This is a genomic window from Bacillus siamensis (assembly GCF_051628075.1).
GTDB lineage: Bacteria > Bacillota > Bacilli > Bacillales > Bacillaceae > Bacillus > Bacillus siamensis.
Genome location: NZ_CP155579.1, coordinates 2767887 through 2788325 on the forward strand (window position 1 = coordinate 2767887; position 20439 = coordinate 2788325).

Sequence of the window (20439 nt, forward strand, 5' to 3'; positions counted from 1 at the left end):
TAGAATGTGATAAAACACATGTCCTCATTCAAAAAAACTTTGGTAATTGTATACAGTTCTAAAACAGACCGGAAAATTTATCGTGAGCTTCTTGTTCTGAGTAAACAGTAATGGTTTCAATACCGGCTGCCGCCTCTGCAATCAGCGGTTCAAAATCAACAAAGCTTTCGAAATGCTCGATTTTTTCTTTTTTCGGGCGTGTTTTCGGACTTGGCGGCGTAAAGATGGTGCAGCAGTCCTCAAACGGCTGAATGCTTGTTTCATAAGTGCCGATTTCTTTTGATTTCTCGATGATTTCTGTTTTGTCCATTCCGATCAGAGGACGCAAAATCGGCGTTGCCGTTACAGCATTGATCGCATACATGCTCTCAAGCGTTTGGCTTGCCACTTGGCCGAGGCTTTCCCCCGTAATGATCGCGAGCGCTTTTCGTTCTTCTCTGATTCTGTCCGCGATCTGCAGCATGAGACGCCGCGTCGCCGTCATCGTATAGTTTTCCGGAATTTGTTTTTGGATGAGCTCCTGCGTCTTTGTAAACGGTACGATATGAAGCGTCATACTGCCTCCGAACTTTGCGAGGCATCCCGCGAGGTCCATGACTTTCTGCTTTGCCCGTTCGCTCGTATACGGCGGACTGAAGAAGTGCACGGCCTCCACTGATAATCCTCGTTTCATCGCGTAAAAACCGGCGACCGGACTGTCAAAACCGCCGGAAAGCATCAGCATCGCTTTACCCGCAGAACCGACGGGAAGGCCTCCGGCGCCTTTTTCGTTACGAATGGTCAGGAATGTCGCTTCCTCCCTGATTTCAATCCGAAGCGGAATATCGGGATTTTTCACATCGACGGTTAATCCATCCGTGTTTTTCAAAATATGGCCGCCGATCTCAGCGTTCATCGCGTTCGTATCTAATTCAAACTGCTTGTAAGCCCGTTTGGTCTCGACCTTAAACGTATTCCCCGGTTTATATTGGCCTTCCATCGCGGCTAATGCCGTTTTTTTAATCTCTTCAAGCTTGCTTTCGCATTTAATGGCGAGACTGAAGCTTTGAATGCCGAATATATTCTTTAATAAGGAACAAATTTCCTCCGGGTTTTCTCCATTAAGTGTAATTGACATCCGATCCCGGTTTGAAAAGTATTTTACCTTTTTATAATCCTTTAATACCAGGCGGATATTCTGTTTTAATCTCTCAATAAAACTGCGTCTGTTTTTTCCTTTTGTGGATATTTCACCAAAACGGATTAAAATATGATCGTAATTCATTTGCTACCTCATCATTTTTTTTAGTTTTTGAACAGCCGGCGCCAGCGCGGCCATAAACGGTTCTGTAATATCAGCCGTGTGGCTGAAGTTCAGGCTGACTCTGATGCTGCTTGATGCAATCTGTTCGCCTTTATTCATTTGCAGAAGAACACGGCTCGGCTTGTGCTCTCTTGCCGAACATGCGGCGGTCGTTGAGACATATATTCCTTTTTCCTCAAGCATGTGCAGCAGCACTTCCGCCTTGATGCCCGGAACGGAAAAATTAATGATATGCGGGGCGCTTTTTTTTACGGGAGTGTTGATGACGATCCCGTCCGTCCCTCTCAGCCTTTCCATCAGCGCATTCTTAGCCGCCTCCATAGAGGAAAGCCGCTCATTCATGTCACGTGCAGAAAGATTGACCGCTTTTGCAAGGGAAACGGCGCCTGATGTATGTTCTGTCCCGGCACGGATGCCTTTTTGCTGGGAGCCGCCCGTCATAAGCGGAATGAGCCGCGTTCCCTTTTTGACGATAAGCGCCCCGGTTCCTTTTAAGCCTTGAAATTTATGTCCTGAAATGGTGCAAAGGTCGATACCCGCTTCTTCTATAGACAGCGGGACTTTATGAATGCCCTGTACATGATCAACATGAAACAGAATATTCCGGTGCTGTTTTAACAGCCCTCCGATTTCTTTTACGGGCTGAATGGAGCCGACTTCATTATTGACATGCATAACGCTGACGAGTATTGTGTCCGGCCTGATGGCCGCTTTTACATCTTCTAAAGAAACGAAGCCGTCTTGGTCGGCCGGAAGATATGTGACCTCAAAGCCAAACAGCTCTGTCAGCTGATCAAGCGTTTCCGTCACGGAAGGATGCTCAATCGCTGAAGCAATGATATGTCTTCCTTTACTCATGTTTGCCCAGGCGGCTCCCTTTAACGCAGCGTTGTTCGCTTCAGTCGCGCCTGATGTAAATACAATATCATAATTTTTCAAACGCAAGGTTTTTTTTATTTGCTGAGCGGCAGCTTCAAGGAGCTGTTCCGTCTCAGTTCCTAATCGGTGCAGGGACGAAGGATTGCCGAAATACCGGCTGCTCGTCTGTTTGTACACATCCAATACCTCTTCATACGGCTCGGTCGTTGAGCTGTTGTCTAAATATATCATTTTTTTACTCCTTTTATGAAAACGGTACATCGTATGATATTTATGCTACCATAACAAAAGTAAATATAAATTCGCAATAAATCGAGTATTGACTTCTCTGTACATTGCCATATAATAAGTAATGTTCGTTTTGCTATATTATCTGACAATTAATTGACAGAATATTTCAACATAGTATTTAGGAGGACTTTTATGAAACACTCACTACCTGTCAAAGATACCGTTATTATCGGTTTCATGCTTTTCGCACTTTTTTTCGGGGCAGGAAATATGATATATCCGCCGGAGCTTGGACAAGCGGCAGGGCATAATGTCTGGAAAGCGATGGGCGGCTTCTTACTGACCGGCGTTGGTCTGCCGCTTTTGGGTATCATCGCCATCGCATTAACGGGCAAAGATGCAAAAGGGCTTGCCGATAAAGCTCATCCGGTATTCGGCACGATTTTCACCGTTGTGCTTTATTTGTCAATCGGACCGCTTTTTGCGATTCCGAGAACCGGAACCGTTTCATATGAAATCGGTGCAGTTCCGTTTTTACATGGCATTCCGCCAAGATTATCTTTATTTGTTTTCACGTTGATCTTTTTTTCCATTACGTATTATTTAGCTCTTAATCCTTCCAAAATCGTGGACAGAGTCGGAAAGATTTTGACTCCTATTAAATTCGGTATTATTTTAATCATCGTCGTAAAAGCCATTGTCACTCCGATGGGCGGGCTGGGCGCCGTACATCAGGCATATGCCGGAACGCCGGTATTCAAAGGATTTTTGGAAGGCTATAAAACAATGGATGCGCTCGCTTCGATCGTCTTCGGTGTTGTTGTCGTCAACGCTGTTAAAAGCAGGGGCGTCACCCAGCGTAAAGCGCTCGCGGCCGCTTGTATTAAAGCGGGTCTTATAGCAGCGGCAGGTTTGACATTCATTTATTTATCTTTGGCCTATTTGGGAGCGACAAGCACGGACGCTGTAGGGCCGCTCGGCGAAGGCGCAAAGATTTTATCAGCTTCATCTGATTACCTGTTCGGTTCACTTGGAAACATCGTTCTCGGCTCTGCCATCACCGTTGCGTGTTTAACGACAAGCATCGGGCTTGTCACATCTTGCGGCGAATATTTTTCAAAATTGATTCCCGCTTTATCATACAAAATGGTGGTTACGATTGTCACGCTCTTCAGCCTGGCGATTTCAAATATCGGGCTTGCTGAGATCATTGCATTTTCAGTTCCTATTTTATCAGCCATTTACCCGCTGGCGATTGTCATTATCGTCCTTTCCTTTATTGATAAAATCTTTAAGGAAAGACGGGAAGTTTATATCGCCTGCCTGATCGGAACGGGGCTCTTCAGCATTCTGGACGGCTTGAAGGCAGCCGGCATTCCGCTCGGATCATTAGATTCATTCTTAAACGCAAATCTTCCGCTTTACAGCATGGGAATCGGCTGGGTGCTTCCGGGCATTGCCGGAGCGATCATCGGCTGCATCATCACGTTTTTTACCAGTCCGCCCATCGAATTAAATAAAGCAAAATCGTAACATTCAGCGTCTGCGGCTTGACGATATCAGCCGCAGGCGCTTTTTATATTCCGTGAGAAACAAAAAAACTGCACCTCTGATGTACATCAGGGTGCAGTTTTTGCTTGCACGGCTATGAAGCGGATTGATCAGCTTTAATTTTTTTCACGGCGCCGGGAGCTGCTTTTTCAACAGCTTCTGCCGCCATCTCATAAGCTTCATTATAGCTGTAAGCGTAAAACAGCCGTTCAGCTTCTTTCAGCTGTTCAGATAAAATGTGGTTCTGGCTTCGGAATCGATTGCCGTACTGAATGATCCGCTCAATAAGCTTCACCTGAATGACAAGTTCCTTCGCCTCTTCGCTGACTTCTTCAACCATCTTTTCAGCTTCGGTAAGGTGTTTGGCGGCTTCCTCCATGTTCAGCGGCAGCTCTTCCAATTGGCTGACGGTTTCTTCTATATGATGATTCGCCGTCTCTAGCTTATTCTTGACCTGCTCGGGAATCCCCGGCACGTTGCTTTTTTGCAGCATTCTGGCCGTATCAGAAATGGTTTTCCGAAGATGCGTCAGCGTTTCCCGCGCCTGCAGTTCTTCTTTTCTGAGCGCCTGCAGATTTTCACGGTATTCAGCGTGCTCTTTCTGAGCCTCTTCCAGCTGTTTTTCGATGGCCTCGACTTCCTCAATCAGCAGTGAGTAAGCGACATGCTCACCGTCGAGTTTTTCTCTCGCCTGCTCAAGAAGCCGGCCGATCGTTTCCATCTGTTTTTCGAACGCGTGCTGTCTGCCGATTTCTCCTGCCGTCAGCTGATAGCTTTCCTTGACGAGCTCTGTTTCGGTTTTTGTGCGGTCTTTTTCGTCCTCAAGCTTCTCATACGCGATGATCAGTTCAGGCATTTTGCTTAAGACGGACTGACCGGCTTCCACTTCGCCTTCCAGCTGTTCATACATCGATTGAATGGTTTCATCAATCAGCTGAAGAATGGCGGACGCTTCGTCGACATCCAATTCTTCCAAAAGCGCATTTTCGGCCCGTTTCACTTGATTTGTGAGTGTCTCCAGCTCTTTTTCGATTTGAATATGCTCCAGTTTGTAGCCTTTTTCCGTCATTTCCCGGTAGCCGTCTTTCAGCTTGGCAATTTGGTTCGGCACGGTCTGTTTACAGTCCGCGAGCAGTTTCGGAACGTCATCTATGTATGTTTGAAGCTGATCCAGCCTGCGGTCCTGTTCAAGCAGCACTTTTCTCGCTTTGATGTAATTGCCGCCTTCCGTCTCTTCTTCAAACTCTTTTATGCCGCTCCAAATTTCATCGAGATCCGTCTCCAGGCTGTTATAAAGCTCACCGTAGAGATGGCTGTACGCCAGAAGGTTTTTCCGAGCTTTTGAATACCGCTCACGCACCTGTTCAATCTCTCCGCGGCTTTTTTCCTCGCTCGTCACAAGGTCGCTGATCTCACGCAGTATGCCTTCTATATTTGATTCAGCGGCGGTGAGGAGGTCGTCGATGTGGACAAGCACCTGATTCGCTTTTTTAAATCGGTATTTGTCGGCGTTCTCTTCGGCATCATAAAGGAGCTCTTCTACTTTCGGCAGATGGGCTGTGACTATTTCATCCCACTCCTCGCGCCATCTTTCAAAGAACTCTTCCGTCTCTCCGGTCATTTTCAAATGTTTGATCTTGGACATTTCTTCCACTATCGAACGGTTTAAAATTTCAATCTTCCATGACTCCAGCCGGTCAATTTCCGTATAAATTTTTTTCCTGAAAAAGTAGCCCGCCGCAAAGAGCGCGAGCAGTATAACCAATAATCCGATGACTAACTCCATAATGAGCCCCCTTGTTGTTCTCTTAATCTGTCAGGGTGTTTTATGTATTCAGAAAGATTTCAATATATGTATTGAGAAAATCTGTCGTTTTCATTGTTATTATGATACCATGTAACCAACATTTTTTGACCAGAAATCAAAAACTTTTTGCATAATTTCGGCAGGATTCTGCAATTTTTTAATGGAGTGACACAAATGGAAAAACGAGACGCTCATATCCACACGCCTTTTTGCCCTCACGGCTCGGAAGACAAGCTGAAACAATATGTCGAAAAAGCCCTGGAAAAAGGCTTTGACTCGATCACATTTACAGAGCATGCCCCCCTTCCCCCGTCTTTTCAAGACCCTGTACCGCTTCAAGACAGCGCAATGGATCTCAGACAGATGGAGGTTTATTTGGAGCGGCTGTCACAGCTGAAAAAGGAATACAAGGGACAAATCAGCATTCTGACGGGGCTTGAAACCGATTTTATCACAGGGTATGAAGAAGAAACCGCGGCGTTTCTTAACACATACGGCCCCTCACTGGATGACGGCATTTTATCCGTTCATTTTTTGAAGGCCGGTCCGTCTTATATATGCCTTGATTTTGATGAGCATGCGTTTCAGCAGCTGGCCGCGCACTTCGGCAGCGTTGAAGCCGTATATGAGCAATACTATAAAACTGTGTATTCTTCCATTGTAACACCGCTCGGACCATTTAAGCCAAAACGGGTCGGCCATATCACGCTCGTCAAAAAATTCGCGCGCCTTTTCCCTTACAGCATGTCCTCTCAAATAAGAGAGCTTGCGGCCCGCTGTCTTGACGCCGTGAAAGAGCACGGAATGGAGCTGGATGTGAATACATCCGGACTCAGAAAGAAGTTTGCCGGGGAAGTATATATAGAGGATTGGATGGCTGAGACGGCGAAGCAAAAAAAAATCCCGCTCATATTCGGGTCGGATGCCCATCAAGCGGAAGATGTCGGCAGTTCCTATGAAACGTACAAAAGCATCGTCACTTCATAAGCGCCGCATCGGGACGGCGGAACACGCTTTCGATCCAAATCTTCACCTCTTCAAAATACCTTTTATAAAAGTACGGCTCATGAGGCTGCATATAGAGCACCTCCGTAATATATTGAGGCTGGAGATACGGCATCATTAAGAGGGATTTCAATTGCAGAATAAAATGCGGCACGGGCAGCGTCAGCCGTTTGTGGCGTGACTGCCCTTCTTCAATCACCAGCTGGAAAATATATTTTTCTTTCATTAAGTAAGTAGACATAATTTCCCTGATAAGCACAGAATCAATCGTCACTTCCCGATACACAAAACGTGTTAATTGACGATGATCGTGCTGATAGGATAAAATATCGAAAATTACCCGCAGGATGCGTTCCTGCGCGTCTTCACCGTTCACACTGCCGGCGGCTTTTTCCAGCGCTTCAGTATAGCCTTCGTAAAACTCGGAAACTAAATGTTCCATTAATCCGCCTTTCCCTTTAAAATAGTAGGAGATGTGCGCAACATTTACATCAGCTGACTTTGCGATTTCACGGACGGACGTGCCGGAATAGCCTTTTTGGTTAAACAGCAGGACAGCGGCGTTAATAATTTTGTCTTTGGTGCTTACTTTCATACGGCTCACCCCTTTATGTGTTAACAATTCAAGCAGAAGGGCGCTGTTCCTGTAAGAACTTCTCGACAAATGCCGGCAGAACGGCCGGAACTTTGTTTGATATTATAGAAAAAGTGAGGGTTTTCCATGTTTCATGTCGAAAAACAGTCCGGAGATAAAGAAAAAAGTTATCAGCTTCTGCTTAAACAGCTCGAAGCCATGACAGAAGATGAAACGGATGCGATCGCAAATTACGCGAATGCGTCAGCGCTTTTATACCATTCATTACATGAGGTCAATTGGGCGGGGTTTTACTTCGCTAAAGAGGGCGAGCTTGTGCTCGGACCGTTTCAAGGGCTTCCTGCCTGTGTGCGCATTCCGTTCGGCAAAGGCGTATGCGGCACTGCCTACTCCAATGGCGCCGTGCAGCGGATTGCCGATGTGAATGCGTTCCCGGGACACATTGCCTGTGACGCGGCTTCCCAGTCAGAAATCGTCCTCCCGATCCGCGTAAACGGAGAAGTGATCGGTGTGCTGGACATTGACAGTCCCGTGAAAAACCGTTTTGATGAAACGGACGAAACCTATTTAGCAAAGTTTGTTGAAACGCTTGAAAAACGATTAGGATAAAAAAAGGAGTTCGGCCCGCAGGCCGGCTCCTTTTTTACGTCGCCGTGCTGTTTTGATGGATGATCAGCCGGTTTTTACCGCTCCGTTTGGCGATATAAAGCGCCTCGTCCGCTTGCTGAACGAGCATTTTCAACGGCTTAGGGCCAGTCTTTGACCAGCAGGAAACGCCGCAGGAAATCGTTACGCGCGGCTCGGTGTTTTCCCGGATGGCGCGGACGAGCCTTTTGGCAATGCGCTCTCCGGATGACACGTTGATGTTCGGCAGATAGACAGCCAGCTCTTCGCCTCCCCATCTCGCGGCAACATCGTGCTCCCGGATATGGTTTTTCATAACGGAGGCCACCTGAATGAGGATCGAATCTCCCGTTTGATGTCCGTATGTATCATTAATGTGTTTGAAATTATCGATATCAACGAGGATAAATACACCCCGTTTATGGATTTTCATGCTGTATTGAATTTTCTCATCCAAATAGGTTCTTGAATACAGCTCCGTCAGCTGGTCTGTCTGAACAAGATGCTCAAGCCTGTCGCGCAGCATGGAGTTCGTTACAGCCAATGTCGCATGGTGAATGAGCGCCTGAAAAAGCTTATACATTTCAAACGTAAAAGCATACAAATCCTTTTTCAATAAAATCGCGAAACCGAAGACGGTTTCATTTTCGATCATCGGCACCGCCATCAGCGAACCATAGCCATTTTCCCCAAATACGGTCTTTCCGCTGCCGATAAATACACCCTTTTCTCCCTCGAACAGCTTTTCTTTCACAATGCTGATATACGGGTTGGCGCGTTCTGTCTTAAAAAAGGCTGTATGTCCGGGAAGCAGATTTTGCGTCTCAAAATGATCAATATGAAAAAAAGCCACTTCTTCGGCGTAAAACGATTGGGTCATGATGGCGGCGAGCTCCCGCATTGTATCAGTGAGCCTGAGACGCTGATTCAGCTGGCGCGATGTTTCATTAATGAGCTCCAGATTCGCAATGCTTTTTTTCGATTGCTCATACAGCTGCGCATTTTCAAATGCTTTTCCCGCTGCGCCCGTAAGCAGCAGCATTTCACTCAGCGTGCTGCACGAGAGCGCGGCGTCCTGCATTCCCTCCGTCTTCAGAACCCCGTAAGTCCCCTGCTGGCCTTTGATCGGCAGGTAAGCAGATGACCTGCCTTTCCTGAGCATTCTGCCTGATAAAAACACCTGCAGGGCAAACTGATCGGCGTCTTCTCCGTCCATATGCAATTCTTTTGCGGGGAGCTGTCTGTCCGTATCCTGGTCCTGCGAGATGAACAGTGAAAAACGGAAAGACTGGAAAGCCTTCCTCAAACTCGCCTGCAGCTTTTCCAATACTTCATCCTGATCTAAAAGTGAATGGAACATTTCTGTCATTCTGTGGATTTTCCGCTGATGCTTTGTTTTGTCAAACAGCCCGCTCTGTCTCACAGATTGATTGATAAATTGAGTAACGAGCTCAGGCAATGATTCCGGGATCGGCAGCCCGCCTTCCGTGCGCAGATAAAACGATCTGCCGGACGTCTGATTCCTGATCATAAAACGACCGTCACTCTCTTTCAGCGGAGCATAATTCGGTTCCTCTTCTGTTTTTATGGTGAAACGTGCTGATTCAGCCGGTGAAAGGGTCAATGAAAGAGATGTAAAGCAGGATTCTAGAGCTGAGGCCAGCCATAACAGCGAGTCGGATAATGAGACGGATTCAGATTTCGTTAAGAAAAAAGAAAGCATTTTCTGATGAAAGGCCGTCACTTCATCGATTGTTTGTTTTTTCATTTTTATCACCTAAACATGTACTACTCATTTTTGTACATTATATCATAAACCGGCAGTCTTCATGGAGAAATGGTTGACGGCGGCGGAGAAAAATCATATAATGTTCTTTGTGTGAAATATTGCAGCCTTTTTGTTCAGCTTCTGTGTTTGCATTTTGTTCCTTAGCTGTAAGGTGTATCGTGTAACTCTCTGCTGCTGGAGCGAGGATACATGAAAACAAAATGTGCACGGTCGGATCGAACAGACGGTTTTTATTTTCCACAAAATAAAACCAAAGGAGGAGTCACATTATGGCTCGCTATACAGGTCCATCATGGAAACTGTCCCGCCGCTTAGGAATCTCTCTTAGCGGTACAGGTAAAGAATTAGAAAAACGCCCTTACGCACCAGGTCCCCACGGTCCGGGACAGCGTAAAAAACTATCAGAATACGGTTTGCAATTGCAAGAAAAGCAAAAACTTCGTCACATGTACGGTGTAAACGAACGTCAATTCCGCACATTGTTTGACAAAGCTGCAAAAATGACTGGTAAACACGGCGAAAACTTCATGATTCTTTTAGATGCACGTCTTGATAACGTTGTGTACAAGCTTGGTCTTGCGCGCACTCGCCGTCAGGCACGCCAATTAGTTAACCACGGTCACATCCTTGTTGACGGAAGCCGCGTTGACATTCCGTCTTACCAAGTAAAACCTGGTCAAACAATCGGTGTTCGCGAAAAATCAAGAAGCCTTTCTATCATCAAAGAATCTGTAGAAGTAAACAACTTCGTTCCTGAGTACCTTACTTTCGACGCTGAAAAGCTTGAAGGTACATTCACTCGTCTTCCAGAGCGCTCTGAGCTTGCTCCGGAAATTAACGAAGCGCTTATCGTTGAGTTCTACTCTCGTTAAGTAAAATGCTCTTTAAAGAGTATTGGATTAGACCCTAGAAATGTTGTTATATCAACATTTCTAGGGTTTTTCTTTTGGGCTGTCAGAATGGTGGACAGATGCCCCCTCTCTTTATTAAAAAAAGCCCCTGTCCGGGGCTTTTTTATGTGCCAACTGGCTTTTCAGCTACATGTACATTAGAAAACCCCATAATGCCTGCAACAGATAATGCCGCAAAAAGAATTCTCTTTTTCATCAAATTCCTGCCGCAAACGCAGAAATGAGTTTGTTATTTTTTTTGACACACCATAAGCATTTGACAGGCAGGAGCGATTTTTTACATAATGAATCATCATACCTTATAAAAAGGAGAGACGGAATGAACAGCATCCCCTCTATCGTCAGCAATCACAAAACCTATTTTGCAGCGGGACATACGAGACCGCTTGAATCGAGACTGAACATTTTGCAGAAGCTGAAACAAGCCGTCAAAACTCATGAAGCCGATCTCATAGCTGCTCTCTACCAGGATCTCCACAAATCTGAGCAAGAAGCGTACTCAACAGAAATCGGAATCATCTTGGAGGAAATCAGCTTTGTGATGAAGCGGCTGGGAAAATGGATCAAACCGAAACGAGTCAAAACACCACTGACTCACCTAGGCTCGAAAAGCATCATCATCCCTGAGCCATATGGAACCGTTTTGGTGATTGCGCCTTGGAATTATCCCTTGCAGCTGGCGCTTTCACCCTTGATTGGAGCCATTGCGGCCGGAAACACAGTCATTCTTAAACCGTCAGAATATACGCCGGCGGTTTCCGCTGTTCTTTCCAAACTCATCAGCAGCGTTTTTCCGACCGATTATGTCGCTATGGCGGAGGGCGGGCCCGACGTCAGCACGGTGTTATTACAGCAGCCCTTTGACTATATTTTCTTCACAGGAAGCGTTGCCGTGGGAAAAATCGTCATGGAGGCCGCCGCCAAACAATTAATTCCCGTTACCTTGGAGCTCGGCGGCAAAAGTCCCTGCATTGTCCATAAGGATGCTGATATACAGATTGCCGCCAAACGCATCGTCTTCGGGAAATTTACAAATGCGGGACAAACCTGCATCGCACCGGATTATTTATTTGTCCACCAAGATATCAAAACGAAGCTCATAGAAGAAATGAAGCGTGCGATCAGTGAATTTTACGGCCCTCAGCCTGAACAAAATCCGCAGTACGGCAAAATCGTCAGTAAACGCCACTATCAGCGGCTGCTTAGCTTTCTGAATGATGGCGTCCCGCTTACAGGAGGACAATTTAATCCTGATCAATACAAAATAGCGCCGACGATTCTAGATCAAGTGAAGGATGACTCTCCAGTGATGCAGGAGGAGATTTTCGGGCCGATTCTTCCGCTGTTTACATACAGCGATATCGATGAAGTCATCGAGAAAGTCCAATCACGCCCAAAGCCGCTCGCTCTTTATGTCTTCACAACAAACAAAGGAATCGAGCGAACTGTTTTAGAGAATCTGTCATTTGGCGGCGGCTGTGTCAATGATACGTTAATGCACGTCGCAACACCGTATTTGCCATTCGGCGGCGTCGGGGAAAGCGGCATCGGCAGCTATCACGGATTTGACAGCTTTAACACGTTTACGCACAAAAAAAGCGTCGTCAAACAAACGAACCGCTTCGACTTCGCTTTCCGTTATCCTTCTTCCAAAAACGGGCTGCGAATGATTCGGAAAATACTTAAATAAAAAAGCGCAGAGTATCTGCGCTTTTTATAAATCCTCTATACACCAATTAATCGGTTCGTCTCCTAAATTAAACCTATTTTTAAAAGTTCAAATCGAGGTCTAATAGTAAAAATGAACCAACCCAACTGTAGGAAAGGTTAATCCTCATCACCCTGGTGAGTCCTATAATAATTTTCAGCAGTATAGATATTCCATTCCCAAAAACTTGATCCCTGAGATAAAATATACCTATCTAAGAATATCTCAAAATTAAGTTGCATTGGTTCATACTCAATAAATCCGCGGAACCATAAATAGTTTGGATCTGTGGACATTTTGGTTTTGTCAATTAACAAATAACATCCGTCTAACAGATGTGCGACGGGAATAAACTGAGGCTTTAAAAAATCATTTTGCATATACTTTTCAATCTCTTCTAAATTAAGAATATGCAAACCCCCACCTACATTCTCACCGTAAATCAACAAATCAAATATTCTGGCTCCGTTATGCAATTTTAAAAAGGTTTTATAATCTTCAGGAAGTGAGACTTTTATTTTCTTCTCAAAACTCTCAATCTCCAGATCTGTTGCGCCTTTAGAGAAAGTACATTCTGTTTCTAAAAGCGTTCCTTCATTCCCTAAAATTTTCAAGCGACCTTTTTCATCAATTAATTCTTTTAGACCTTGGAGCGTTTTTTCAACAAAAACTGCCATTGAGCCACCTCTTAGTTATTAATATTTATCCCATCAAGGATTTAATAGGTTTTGGTGCATGTCACGAGGGAGAGGATACAAATTATTAAAGTTATTTTTTCCCCCATACTTTAGCGGAAGCACATGGTGAATATCGAATGAACTCCAATTCCACTTCGGATCACCGTATGTGTCGATATACTTCTTTATATAGTTACCTTGATCCGTTCTACTATCCCATTTAGTTCTTTTATCGACAGGTACAACCGGGAAATTTGCTTTAGCCGGTAAAGGCATTGTTTTTTTGCTGTGAGTATTTATTATCTCTGGATACAGCATTGCTATTTTATTCGCAAGAGCAGGAGCCAACGTTCCAGCGGAAGTATCAGGAAGTGAACCTTTCCAGCCGGCTACCGAAGTATGTTGGGACATAAAAAACTTTGTCTTTTTAGGATAATACGACTTTGAATATGATTTACCTGCTTTAATATCCTTCCCTAAAAATTCTCTGTTATGGAGAAAAACCCTTCCATATTCTCCGCTATAAGTGTTACTTACATATAATCGTTTGTTCCTCCTCCCCACCGCTTCTTTCCGGGTGCCTCCTATTGTGGTACTTTAAACAGATCGTTTTATGATTATCAAGATCAAAGCTAGGTTTGGATCCTCCCCTAAAGCAATGCTATGGTGAACCGTATTCGCTTCCGTTATCAATCCACGAGGACGGCACTCACAACACAAATAGCCGTCCCTAATCAGAACGACTTTTCTTACTCGCTTCCAGCGTGCTGTATTATAGATTTTGTCTAATTCGTCACGTTGCCTTGCCATGCTTATTCCTTTTCTGATTTACCTGAACAGACTACACACGATAAACAGAAGCACGTGAGCGAAATAAACCATGACGTCTCAAATCGATGCGCATAAATTGTTTCCATGCATGCTCTATCAACATAAAAAAGCTTCTATGGATAGCTGTTTGGGCGTTGACATCCTTTCAGCCGCACAGCTTAGATTCTTTCCTCATTCCTCAAAGGCTTGACTAATTGTCTTCATGTACTCCCTCCAATATATTCTTTCTAAACCGCCCCCGTCCTCAGACTGTTAACCGCCATTCGTATTTCCGAGATTTATTGGAAGCAGTTTACAGAGAATATAAAAAAGCAGGCTTAAACACCTGCTTTCCCAGTTAGCTATTAGGCAAGTCGATTTTTGTTGGGCTGCTTGTCCAAGGTTTACCCATCGGCTTTTTATGTGCTTTATCTTCAAAAAATTGAGTTGTAGTATATTGATACCATGAGTTAGTCATTGCACCTTTTTCATACAAATCATATTTGTAATAAGCATCAGGGATTCGTTCTTTAGTCCAGTAAGCAAACAAGACACCTGCAGCCTTAGCACCCCAACCAAGCCCAGGAATTGTTCCAAATAAAGATCCCACTAAGGTGATTGCATTTTTAGACTCTTTTGTATGGCCAGACACCGTTCCAACATACTTATATCCTGCCTTTGGTTTCGCGGCCATTGTTGTGAATGTATCTGTCGCTGATGAATTTTGAGTGCCATTTGCTATCTCTGCTTTCTTTTCATCAAAATCATAGTTCAAACCTTTTTGTACTTCACCGTCAACTTTAACAGTATGATCTTTTGCATTAAGCACAGCTTTGTGTTTCTCACCTTGTTTAGCGTATTGAATCTCCACTAGTTTGCCGTCATCCTTAATTACTTCACTTGTGATTTTAAAATCCTTATTTAACTGTTCATAGGAAGGTGCTTGAATGCTTTTAGCAAACGCAGAACTTGTTGGTAAAACTGTACCTGAAGCGATTGACGCAGCCAAAACCCCGGTCAAAATTTTTTTCCTGTTCACTTACTAATCCCCCTTAACGCACCCTAAGAATCAGCCCGACTGACTAACTGTTTGACTTTATACGCGATAACAGCAAGATAAATCACGATAATACAAATCAACGCACCTGTTCCAAAATTAGTTTGCGAAAATAAGTAAACACTTACCCCACCGAAAATAATGTACATAATAATGTCAAAGATAATTTTCTTATTAGTCATTTTGATTTCTCCAATCTGCATAATTCCGGGTGCTTGTTTTTAAGTACACCCACATTTTATAAAACACGAAATATTTTGTCTACTTACAACTTTCTAACAATTTGTTTTTTCTTGTACTAGCTGTAAAGATACTGATTTATTAAAAACATGTTAACACATTATTAGAGGCGGAAAAATGGTAGAGCATAATAAATGATTCTTATTAACTACATGGAAACAAAATCAGTAAATACCAATGACTGATTTACCGGAAGCAAAAAAGCATCTCTATTCAAGATGCTCCTCAATGTGTAACTTTTTAATCCAATGTTGCAATGCATCATATATTTCTCCTGCTACTACTACGCTTTTATCATTCAGTTTGCCATTGTCCTTCAAAATTTTAAAACATTTATAAATTCTAAGGACTTCGGCAACAAACAAAACATCGTTAATTTTATTGAGTGTATGTCTTACTTCATTGTAAGTGTCAAAGCTAAGTTTGGGTTTTATTTCTAAATAAGTTGATACACTTAATTTGTCTTCTGCCCGCTCCCTAATTGATCTAATTTGTTGCGGACTAATCTTTTTTATATTTTTCGTTATTTCCATTTATAGGAATGACTTTAAATTTCTTGGCTAATTCCTCTTCTTCCTTCTTAACTCTCTCGGCATCCGCATTGGCCTTTTCAATTTGAAGCTTTGCACCTCTCATTGAGCCTAAATAAGCAACACGAGCTGTAATAATTCCGACTAAAATTGTCACCAAGCCGTTTATTATAGCGACTATTATATCTGTGCTCATAATATCATCTCCTCCCTGATATTATCGGTAAAAGAGTATGATAATGGAACCATTCACGAATTTTGTCGAACGATTTACCGGACGCAGTTTACAGAGAACATAAAAAAGCCCTCCCGATATTTTTTAATGTTGCCGTTCCTCTACCGAAATCGTATTTTTCATTACATTGCTTACAGTAACAATCAATCTCGATACTTCTGGAACTGGGAATATTTTCTTTTTTCGTAAACTACTTGCCCACTTCCACAAGGGCATTTATATTCTTCTCTTATCACATCGCCGATCCCGGCACGTTTCATCCTTTGCCACCCCCATTTCCCCGCCTTTTGGGAAATGCCCTCAGATTGAAACCTATGCATTTATATAAGCATTTCTTTGCCGCTTTCGGGAAACAAAAAACGGGCACCAATCAGAGCACAGTAAATCTGTACAATGATCAGTGTCCGCAGGCTTTCCGTCTTGGACTTATTTAATTAAATCTTCTCCCAGTTCAGATTAAGAACTGGTTAGAATAAACTCAATAAATTTAGTGATTAAATATAGTTTTCTTTGAAAGAACGAACTTTTCCGTACTGAATGATTGGTTATCTTGTTTCCATTTCACTTGAACCGTTATCTTAGATCTTTTTAGATCAGATTCTTCTAAGCGTTCTAAAAATGAAAATGATTTTTCTTTAGCTGATCCGTCGCTAGAGGTACCACCTGAATAATCTTTCATAGGGATATCGCTGTTAAAATCTGAAGAATCAAGAAGTGTTTTATTATCTTTCATTATTGTTATGGATTCTATATAAGTTTTATCAGTTTTATCTTTATCGCCAATCCAAAGGATCTCCCCACTGAACTCCTTTGGAGCATCTTCATTCTTTTTAAAGACCACCTCCCAGTTATGATCCTTACTTTTACCTTCCCAGTTAGGATATTCGAGATTGTAATGGTTATAGATTTTTAATGAAAAAAACACTAGGAAAATGATCACCAAAGCAGAAACTGTAAATAAAACGGGCCTTTTATACTCGTTCTTCATAAACAACCTCCAAAAACTGTATTGATTTTCCCTTTAAAAGTAATTACTATATAATAGTACCATAAATACAAAAAGGGAGAAACAAATGAAAAAAGTTGCAATGAGTCTTTTAGTAACATCAGTTTTGAGTTTTACTTTTCTTAATAATGCTCAAGCAGTTGAAGCCACAAATGAGAATTTAACAGTTAAACAAGGGGAAACTGAAGTACAAAAGTACTTAAAATCACAACATTTGAATTATAACATTAATTCTCAGGATTACATTAATTTTCTTCAAAGAATTAATGAAAAAGCTGATGAAATAACAAAATCAGGCTACAATTTTTCTTTAATGGAAGTCTACTCTGATACTTACTTAGAGGAATTGGCTAAATACGCTGCCAAGGAAGAAAAAAAGGATGAGAATGGTGAAGTAGATCTTGAAAACTTTGACCTTTCTAAAAAAGTGGAAAATGAAACTGTTAAACAAGTACAACAAGAGAATATAAAAAAAGACAAGCAAGCTGAAGAAAAAGTTGAAGAAATCAAAGAGGAATCAGAACAAATTCCTATTGACTACATTGCGAGTACCAACTCCAATTCATTTTTGGTTTCACTCTTAAGCTCTAGCTATAATAGATCAGCGGCCAAAAAATATATGGTTAATAATTGGAATAAGAAGACGAGTAAATATGGATACTATGGGGAAAGTAGTGGTGGAGGAGATTGTACCAACTATGCTTCACAGGTAGTTTTAGCTGGTGGTATGCCTATGAATACCACAGGGTTCAGTTTTAATCGGGGTCACCATAAAACAACTAAAGGTTGGTACAATCAATCAGTACCTAAAAGCTCAGCTAGAACGTATTCAACTTCGTGGACTGTGGTTTCAGATTTCTATTCATATTGGGCAGGAACTAAAAAACACAAAGTCTACAATTTAACGAGCCCCAAGGCTGTTTCCAAATATGTGAAAACAGGTGACGTTATTCAAATGTATTCTAAGTCATCAAAAAAGTGGAAGCATACAGCAGTTATCTATGATGTATATAAAGGATATCCAAGATACTCTGCACATTCAAGTGCACACTTGTATGCACATTTAGAGTTAGACTGGAAACCAAAGTATTATAAATATAGAGTTATCAAATTCTAATCCTAACAAAAATTGAACTAGTTGCTGAAGTGTGACTGGTTCTTTTTTTCTAAAAAACAAATTAGAGATGAGTTATTGAATACTATCTATTATGATGTAGAAAGAGGAATATTCTGTGTACAAATATTCTTTTTGGTGCTTTCAATCCAGTCTGTTTGAGTGAGATTTAACGTATAGTATGTTGCAATCCAAATTAATTATCGTTCGTATAGTACTTGCCATTGGCGAGATAGTGATTTTATATTACGGAATCACGAGGAAATAGAGAAAGCAGGGACTCATCCTGCTTTCCCTATTTCTTCTATTGCATACTGCACATGGCTTTTTTTCTGCTGATAAGACGCTCCCTATTTTCACGCTATTTCCTCCTCAGCGCCAACAGGCTTTCCGTCTTGGACTTATATTCAATAAGACAATTCACCTCCATCCCCTTTAATGCGGGTGACCTTACCCTGATTTGTATCTTTGTTTCCCTGTATGTGGGCAGCGGAACCTTCCTTGCAAGAGAATAAAAAAAGCACCCAATCCGGGTGCTTCATACATTAAAATCCTCGACCTTCCTTCTTCAATCACACCATACTCAGCTGCGGTTCGAATAATTCATAGTGAATCGATTCCGGCGGTGCATTGAATTCGGAAATCAGCTGTTTCATTGCCTTAATGAATGATGGTGATCCGCATAGATAAAAATCAGCATCTTTTTCTGTCATCACTTCTTCTAACAGCTGTTTGTCAATCCGGCCTTCCCGAAAATGAATGTTTTCTGAGCGGTCTTGTTCGGACGGGTCGCTGTAAATAAAGACGGTGTCAACGGATGAGTGTTCCGCGGCTTCTTCAGCTTCATGCCGCAGCGCATGATACTCTCCGCTCCTTGCCGCATGGATAAAGAGAACATTTCGCTGCGGCTGGGTTTTGGCAACCGTCTTTAACATGCTGATCATCGGGGTAATTCCGACACCGGCACTGATGAGAACGAGATTCTTTTCGGAAGCAGGATCTAATACGAAGTCACCGGCCGGAGCGCTGATTTCAATTGAATCTTTTTCATATAATTGGTCATGCAGATAAGAGGAAACAACCCCTTCTTTTTTAACGGAAATCCGGTAATAATCTTTACCGGACACATCGGACAAGCTGTACTGGCGGATATGTGTATAACCCGTGTCCGGAATGTATACTTTTACACTGATATATTGTCCCGCTTTGAATTCGGGGAGAACTTGTCCGTCTTCCGGTTTTAAATAAAAAGACATGATCTCTTTGCTTTCTTTTACTTTTTTATCAATTTTAAACGCCTTATAGTCTTTCCAGCCGCCTTTTTGTGTTTCCGCTTGTTCATACATTTCCTTCTCAATACCGATAAATGCGTCTGCAATGACGCTGTATGCTTTTTCCCATGCCTGAATGACCTCAGGGGAAGCTCCGTCTTTTAACACATCCTTTATCGCGATTAACAAGTACTTGCCAACGATTGGATAATGCTCGGGCTTAACTCCGATACTCCGGTGTTTTTGGCTGATTTGTTTAACGACGGAAACGATGTTTTCCAAGCGGTCAATATTGGCGGCGGCCGCGATCACAGCATTCGACAAAGCTGTACGCTGGGTTTTTTTCTTTTGATTCGTCTGATTAAAGACATTCAGCAGCTCAGGGTGATGCTGAAACAGCAGGTCATAAAATCGTCCTGTGATTTCTTCACCGTGCTCTTCCAAGACCGGCACTGTGCTTTTAACGATTTCAATTGTTTTTTCATCGAGCATTCAGAAATCCCTCCAAAGATGTCAGCATCTCGTTGAACTGAGAAAAGAATTATGTTGAATTCTTTTTTATAAATTTCCCTGATTAAAAAGCGCTAACCATCCCAATTTGAAGCGAATTCAGGAAAAACCATACAGATACTATCCGCTCTTATTGCAAACTCCAAAAATGTGGACTTGCCGTGGTGTACTTGTCCGATGCAAAATCCCCCTTGTCAGCATTTAATAAAGTACGGGAGGTGAGATGAATGGGTAAAAAATCGAAAGTATATTACTGTGACCCTAAGTATATTGTGACTGACACGTATACTGACAAAGAAGTGGTTTACGTCCATCCCATCAAACACATTAAAAGAGAGCATATCCGTTATGTTCCCCGCCACGTATATCAGGAAGAAACAATTCATGAGGTTATTGATCCGGGCGATCCCGGGAAATGCGGATGTAAAAAGCATAAAAAAAGACACAAAAAGTAATCGGTTCGATTTCTTGCCTTATCTCAGGTTAAACACGCAAGTTTCAGCAGGCCTCCGTACCTTTTGGCTCCTCTTTTTCAGAGGGGTCTTTTTTATGCTTATCTTCAAGCAAATACGTTGAGAGAGAGCGA

General features: G+C 42.8%; 20 protein-coding genes. 7 read left to right on the forward strand and 13 right to left on the reverse strand.

Going from position 1 to position 20439, the window contains the following annotated elements:
* Nucleotides 1–58 precede the first annotated feature (58 nt).
* Both thiI and ABDB98_RS13505 read right to left on the reverse strand, forming a co-directional pair.
* The gene (gene thiI / locus ABDB98_RS13500; protein ID WP_438420383.1) at nucleotides 59–1264 is read right to left on the reverse strand and encodes a tRNA uracil 4-sulfurtransferase ThiI; all 1206 of its coding nucleotides are present in this window, start codon (nucleotides 1262–1264) and stop codon (nucleotides 59–61) included.
* Nucleotides 1265–1267: 3 nt separating this feature from the next.
* Nucleotides 1268–2413 carry a cysteine desulfurase family protein gene (locus ABDB98_RS13505; RefSeq protein ID WP_438420384.1) on the reverse strand — a complete coding sequence of 382 codons (1146 nt, stop codon included), beginning with the start codon at nucleotides 2411–2413 and terminating at the stop codon, nucleotides 1268–1270.
* 192 nt (nucleotides 2414–2605) lie between these two features.
* Between ABDB98_RS13505 and brnQ the strand changes: the two genes are divergently transcribed.
* Nucleotides 2606–3946: a branched-chain amino acid transport system II carrier protein gene (brnQ, locus tag ABDB98_RS13510; RefSeq protein WP_438420385.1), complete on the forward strand. Its 1341-nt coding sequence runs from the start codon at nucleotides 2606–2608 to the stop codon at nucleotides 3944–3946.
* A gap of 112 nt (nucleotides 3947–4058) precedes the next feature.
* On the opposite strand, the gene ezrA is transcribed toward brnQ, so the two are convergent.
* On the reverse strand, nucleotides 4059–5750 hold the full coding sequence (ezrA, locus tag ABDB98_RS13515; RefSeq protein ID WP_060964554.1) for a septation ring formation regulator EzrA: 1692 nt from the start codon (nucleotides 5748–5750) through the stop codon (nucleotides 4059–4061).
* Nucleotides 5751–5945: 195 nt separating this feature from the next.
* Here ezrA and hisJ point away from each other — a divergent pair, with 195 nt between their 5' ends.
* Nucleotides 5946–6758: a histidinol-phosphatase HisJ gene (gene hisJ / locus ABDB98_RS13520; RefSeq protein ID WP_438420386.1), complete on the forward strand. Its 813-nt coding sequence runs from the start codon at nucleotides 5946–5948 to the stop codon at nucleotides 6756–6758.
* On the opposite strand, the gene refZ is transcribed toward hisJ, so the two are convergent.
* The gene (gene refZ, locus ABDB98_RS13525; protein ID WP_016938572.1) at nucleotides 6748–7371 is read right to left on the reverse strand and encodes a forespore capture DNA-binding protein RefZ; all 624 of its coding nucleotides are present in this window, start codon (nucleotides 7369–7371) and stop codon (nucleotides 6748–6750) included. The two genes, hisJ and refZ, sit on opposite strands and share 11 nt — an antisense overlap.
* Nucleotides 7372–7497: 126 nt before the next feature.
* Between refZ and ABDB98_RS13530 the strand changes: the two genes are divergently transcribed.
* Entirely contained in the window at nucleotides 7498–7980 is a 483-nt protein-coding gene (locus tag ABDB98_RS13530; protein ID WP_016938571.1) for a GAF domain-containing protein, read from the forward strand.
* A 34-nt stretch (nucleotides 7981–8014) separates the two neighbouring features.
* Here ABDB98_RS13530 and ABDB98_RS13535 read toward each other — a convergent pair whose 3' ends face one another.
* Nucleotides 8015–9763, reverse strand: a complete 1749-nt coding sequence (locus ABDB98_RS13535) for a sensor domain-containing diguanylate cyclase (protein ID WP_438420387.1) — start codon at nucleotides 9761–9763, stop codon at nucleotides 8015–8017.
* Between the two features lie 290 nt (nucleotides 9764–10053).
* Between ABDB98_RS13535 and rpsD the strand changes: the two genes are divergently transcribed.
* Nucleotides 10054–10656: a 30S ribosomal protein S4 gene (gene rpsD / locus ABDB98_RS13540; protein ID WP_173613446.1), complete on the forward strand. Its 603-nt coding sequence runs from the start codon at nucleotides 10054–10056 to the stop codon at nucleotides 10654–10656.
* Between the two features lie 358 nt (nucleotides 10657–11014).
* Nucleotides 11015–12385, forward strand: coding sequence for an aldehyde dehydrogenase (locus ABDB98_RS13545; protein ID WP_438420388.1), 1371 nt, complete (start codon nucleotides 11015–11017; stop codon nucleotides 12383–12385).
* A 137-nt stretch (nucleotides 12386–12522) separates the two neighbouring features.
* Here ABDB98_RS13545 and ABDB98_RS13550 read toward each other — a convergent pair whose 3' ends face one another.
* The 7 genes from ABDB98_RS13550 to ABDB98_RS13580 form a co-directional block, all read right to left on the reverse strand.
* Nucleotides 12523–13080, reverse strand: a complete 558-nt coding sequence (locus ABDB98_RS13550; RefSeq protein WP_438420389.1) for an SMI1/KNR4 family protein — start codon at nucleotides 13078–13080, stop codon at nucleotides 12523–12525.
* Between the two features lie 33 nt (nucleotides 13081–13113).
* A complete protein-coding gene (locus ABDB98_RS13555) occupies nucleotides 13114–13644 on the reverse strand; it encodes an HNH endonuclease signature motif containing protein (RefSeq protein WP_438420390.1) in 531 nt (176 codons plus the stop codon).
* A 604-nt stretch (nucleotides 13645–14248) separates the two neighbouring features.
* Nucleotides 14249–14929, reverse strand: a complete 681-nt coding sequence (locus ABDB98_RS13560) for a hypothetical protein (RefSeq protein ID WP_060964548.1) — start codon at nucleotides 14927–14929, stop codon at nucleotides 14249–14251.
* A 23-nt stretch (nucleotides 14930–14952) separates the two neighbouring features.
* Complete coding sequence (locus tag ABDB98_RS13565; RefSeq protein WP_017418372.1) at nucleotides 14953–15129, reverse strand: hypothetical protein; 177 nt, start codon at nucleotides 15127–15129, stop codon at nucleotides 14953–14955.
* Between the two features lie 267 nt (nucleotides 15130–15396).
* On the reverse strand, nucleotides 15397–15720 hold the full coding sequence (locus ABDB98_RS13570; RefSeq protein ID WP_438420391.1) for a hypothetical protein: 324 nt from the start codon (nucleotides 15718–15720) through the stop codon (nucleotides 15397–15399).
* Nucleotides 15689–15913, reverse strand: a complete 225-nt coding sequence (locus ABDB98_RS13575) for a hypothetical protein (RefSeq protein WP_438420392.1) — start codon at nucleotides 15911–15913, stop codon at nucleotides 15689–15691. Before ABDB98_RS13575 ends, ABDB98_RS13570 begins: the two co-directional genes overlap by 32 nt.
* Before the next feature lie 526 nt (nucleotides 15914–16439).
* Entirely contained in the window at nucleotides 16440–16940 is a 501-nt protein-coding gene (locus ABDB98_RS13580; RefSeq protein ID WP_438420393.1) for a DUF4944 domain-containing protein, read from the reverse strand.
* 85 nt (nucleotides 16941–17025) lie between these two features.
* Here ABDB98_RS13580 and ABDB98_RS13585 point away from each other — a divergent pair, with 85 nt between their 5' ends.
* Nucleotides 17026–18075: an amidase domain-containing protein gene (locus tag ABDB98_RS13585; protein ID WP_438420394.1), complete on the forward strand. Its 1050-nt coding sequence runs from the start codon at nucleotides 17026–17028 to the stop codon at nucleotides 18073–18075.
* A 569-nt stretch (nucleotides 18076–18644) separates the two neighbouring features.
* Here ABDB98_RS13585 and hmpA read toward each other — a convergent pair.
* Complete coding sequence (gene hmpA / locus ABDB98_RS13590; RefSeq protein ID WP_438420395.1) at nucleotides 18645–19835, reverse strand: NO-inducible flavohemoprotein; 1191 nt, start codon at nucleotides 19833–19835, stop codon at nucleotides 18645–18647.
* Between the two features lie 245 nt (nucleotides 19836–20080).
* Here hmpA and ABDB98_RS13595 point away from each other — a divergent pair, with 245 nt between their 5' ends.
* Nucleotides 20081–20308, forward strand: a complete 228-nt coding sequence (locus tag ABDB98_RS13595) for a hypothetical protein (RefSeq protein WP_060964544.1) — start codon at nucleotides 20081–20083, stop codon at nucleotides 20306–20308.
* Nucleotides 20309–20439 lie beyond the last annotated feature (131 nt).

Bases quoted from the DNA above. Each gene is read 5' to 3' on its own strand.
- thiI (WP_438420383.1), bottom strand. From the start codon at position 1,264: ATGAATTACGATCATATTTTAATCCGTTTTGGTGAAATATCCACAAAA.
- ABDB98_RS13505 (WP_438420384.1), bottom strand. From the start codon at position 2,413: ATGATATATTTAGACAACAGCTCAACGACCGAGCCGTATGAAGAGGTA.
- brnQ (WP_438420385.1), top strand. From the start codon at position 2,606: ATGAAACACTCACTACCTGTCAAAGATACCGTTATTATCGGTTTCATG.
- ezrA (WP_060964554.1), bottom strand. From the start codon at position 5,750: ATGGAGTTAGTCATCGGATTATTGGTTATACTGCTCGCGCTCTTTGCG.
- hisJ (WP_438420386.1), top strand. From the start codon at position 5,946: ATGGAAAAACGAGACGCTCATATCCACACGCCTTTTTGCCCTCACGGC.
- refZ (WP_016938572.1), bottom strand. From the start codon at position 7,371: ATGAAAGTAAGCACCAAAGACAAAATTATTAACGCCGCTGTCCTGCTG.
- ABDB98_RS13530 (WP_016938571.1), top strand. From the start codon at position 7,498: ATGTTTCATGTCGAAAAACAGTCCGGAGATAAAGAAAAAAGTTATCAG.
- ABDB98_RS13535 (WP_438420387.1), bottom strand. From the start codon at position 9,763: ATGAAAAAACAAACAATCGATGAAGTGACGGCCTTTCATCAGAAAATG.
- rpsD (WP_173613446.1), top strand. From the start codon at position 10,054: ATGGCTCGCTATACAGGTCCATCATGGAAACTGTCCCGCCGCTTAGGA.
- ABDB98_RS13545 (WP_438420388.1), top strand. From the start codon at position 11,015: ATGAACAGCATCCCCTCTATCGTCAGCAATCACAAAACCTATTTTGCA.
- ABDB98_RS13550 (WP_438420389.1), bottom strand. From the start codon at position 13,080: ATGGCAGTTTTTGTTGAAAAAACGCTCCAAGGTCTAAAAGAATTAATT.
- ABDB98_RS13565 (WP_017418372.1), bottom strand. From the start codon at position 15,129: ATGACTAATAAGAAAATTATCTTTGACATTATTATGTACATTATTTTC.
- ABDB98_RS13570 (WP_438420391.1), bottom strand. From the start codon at position 15,720: ATGGAAATAACGAAAAATATAAAAAAGATTAGTCCGCAACAAATTAGA.
- ABDB98_RS13575 (WP_438420392.1), bottom strand. From the start codon at position 15,913: ATGAGCACAGATATAATAGTCGCTATAATAAACGGCTTGGTGACAATT.
- ABDB98_RS13580 (WP_438420393.1), bottom strand. From the start codon at position 16,940: ATGAAGAACGAGTATAAAAGGCCCGTTTTATTTACAGTTTCTGCTTTG.
- ABDB98_RS13585 (WP_438420394.1), top strand. From the start codon at position 17,026: ATGAAAAAAGTTGCAATGAGTCTTTTAGTAACATCAGTTTTGAGTTTT.
- hmpA (WP_438420395.1), bottom strand. From the start codon at position 19,835: ATGCTCGATGAAAAAACAATTGAAATCGTTAAAAGCACAGTGCCGGTC.
- ABDB98_RS13595 (WP_060964544.1), top strand. From the start codon at position 20,081: ATGGGTAAAAAATCGAAAGTATATTACTGTGACCCTAAGTATATTGTG.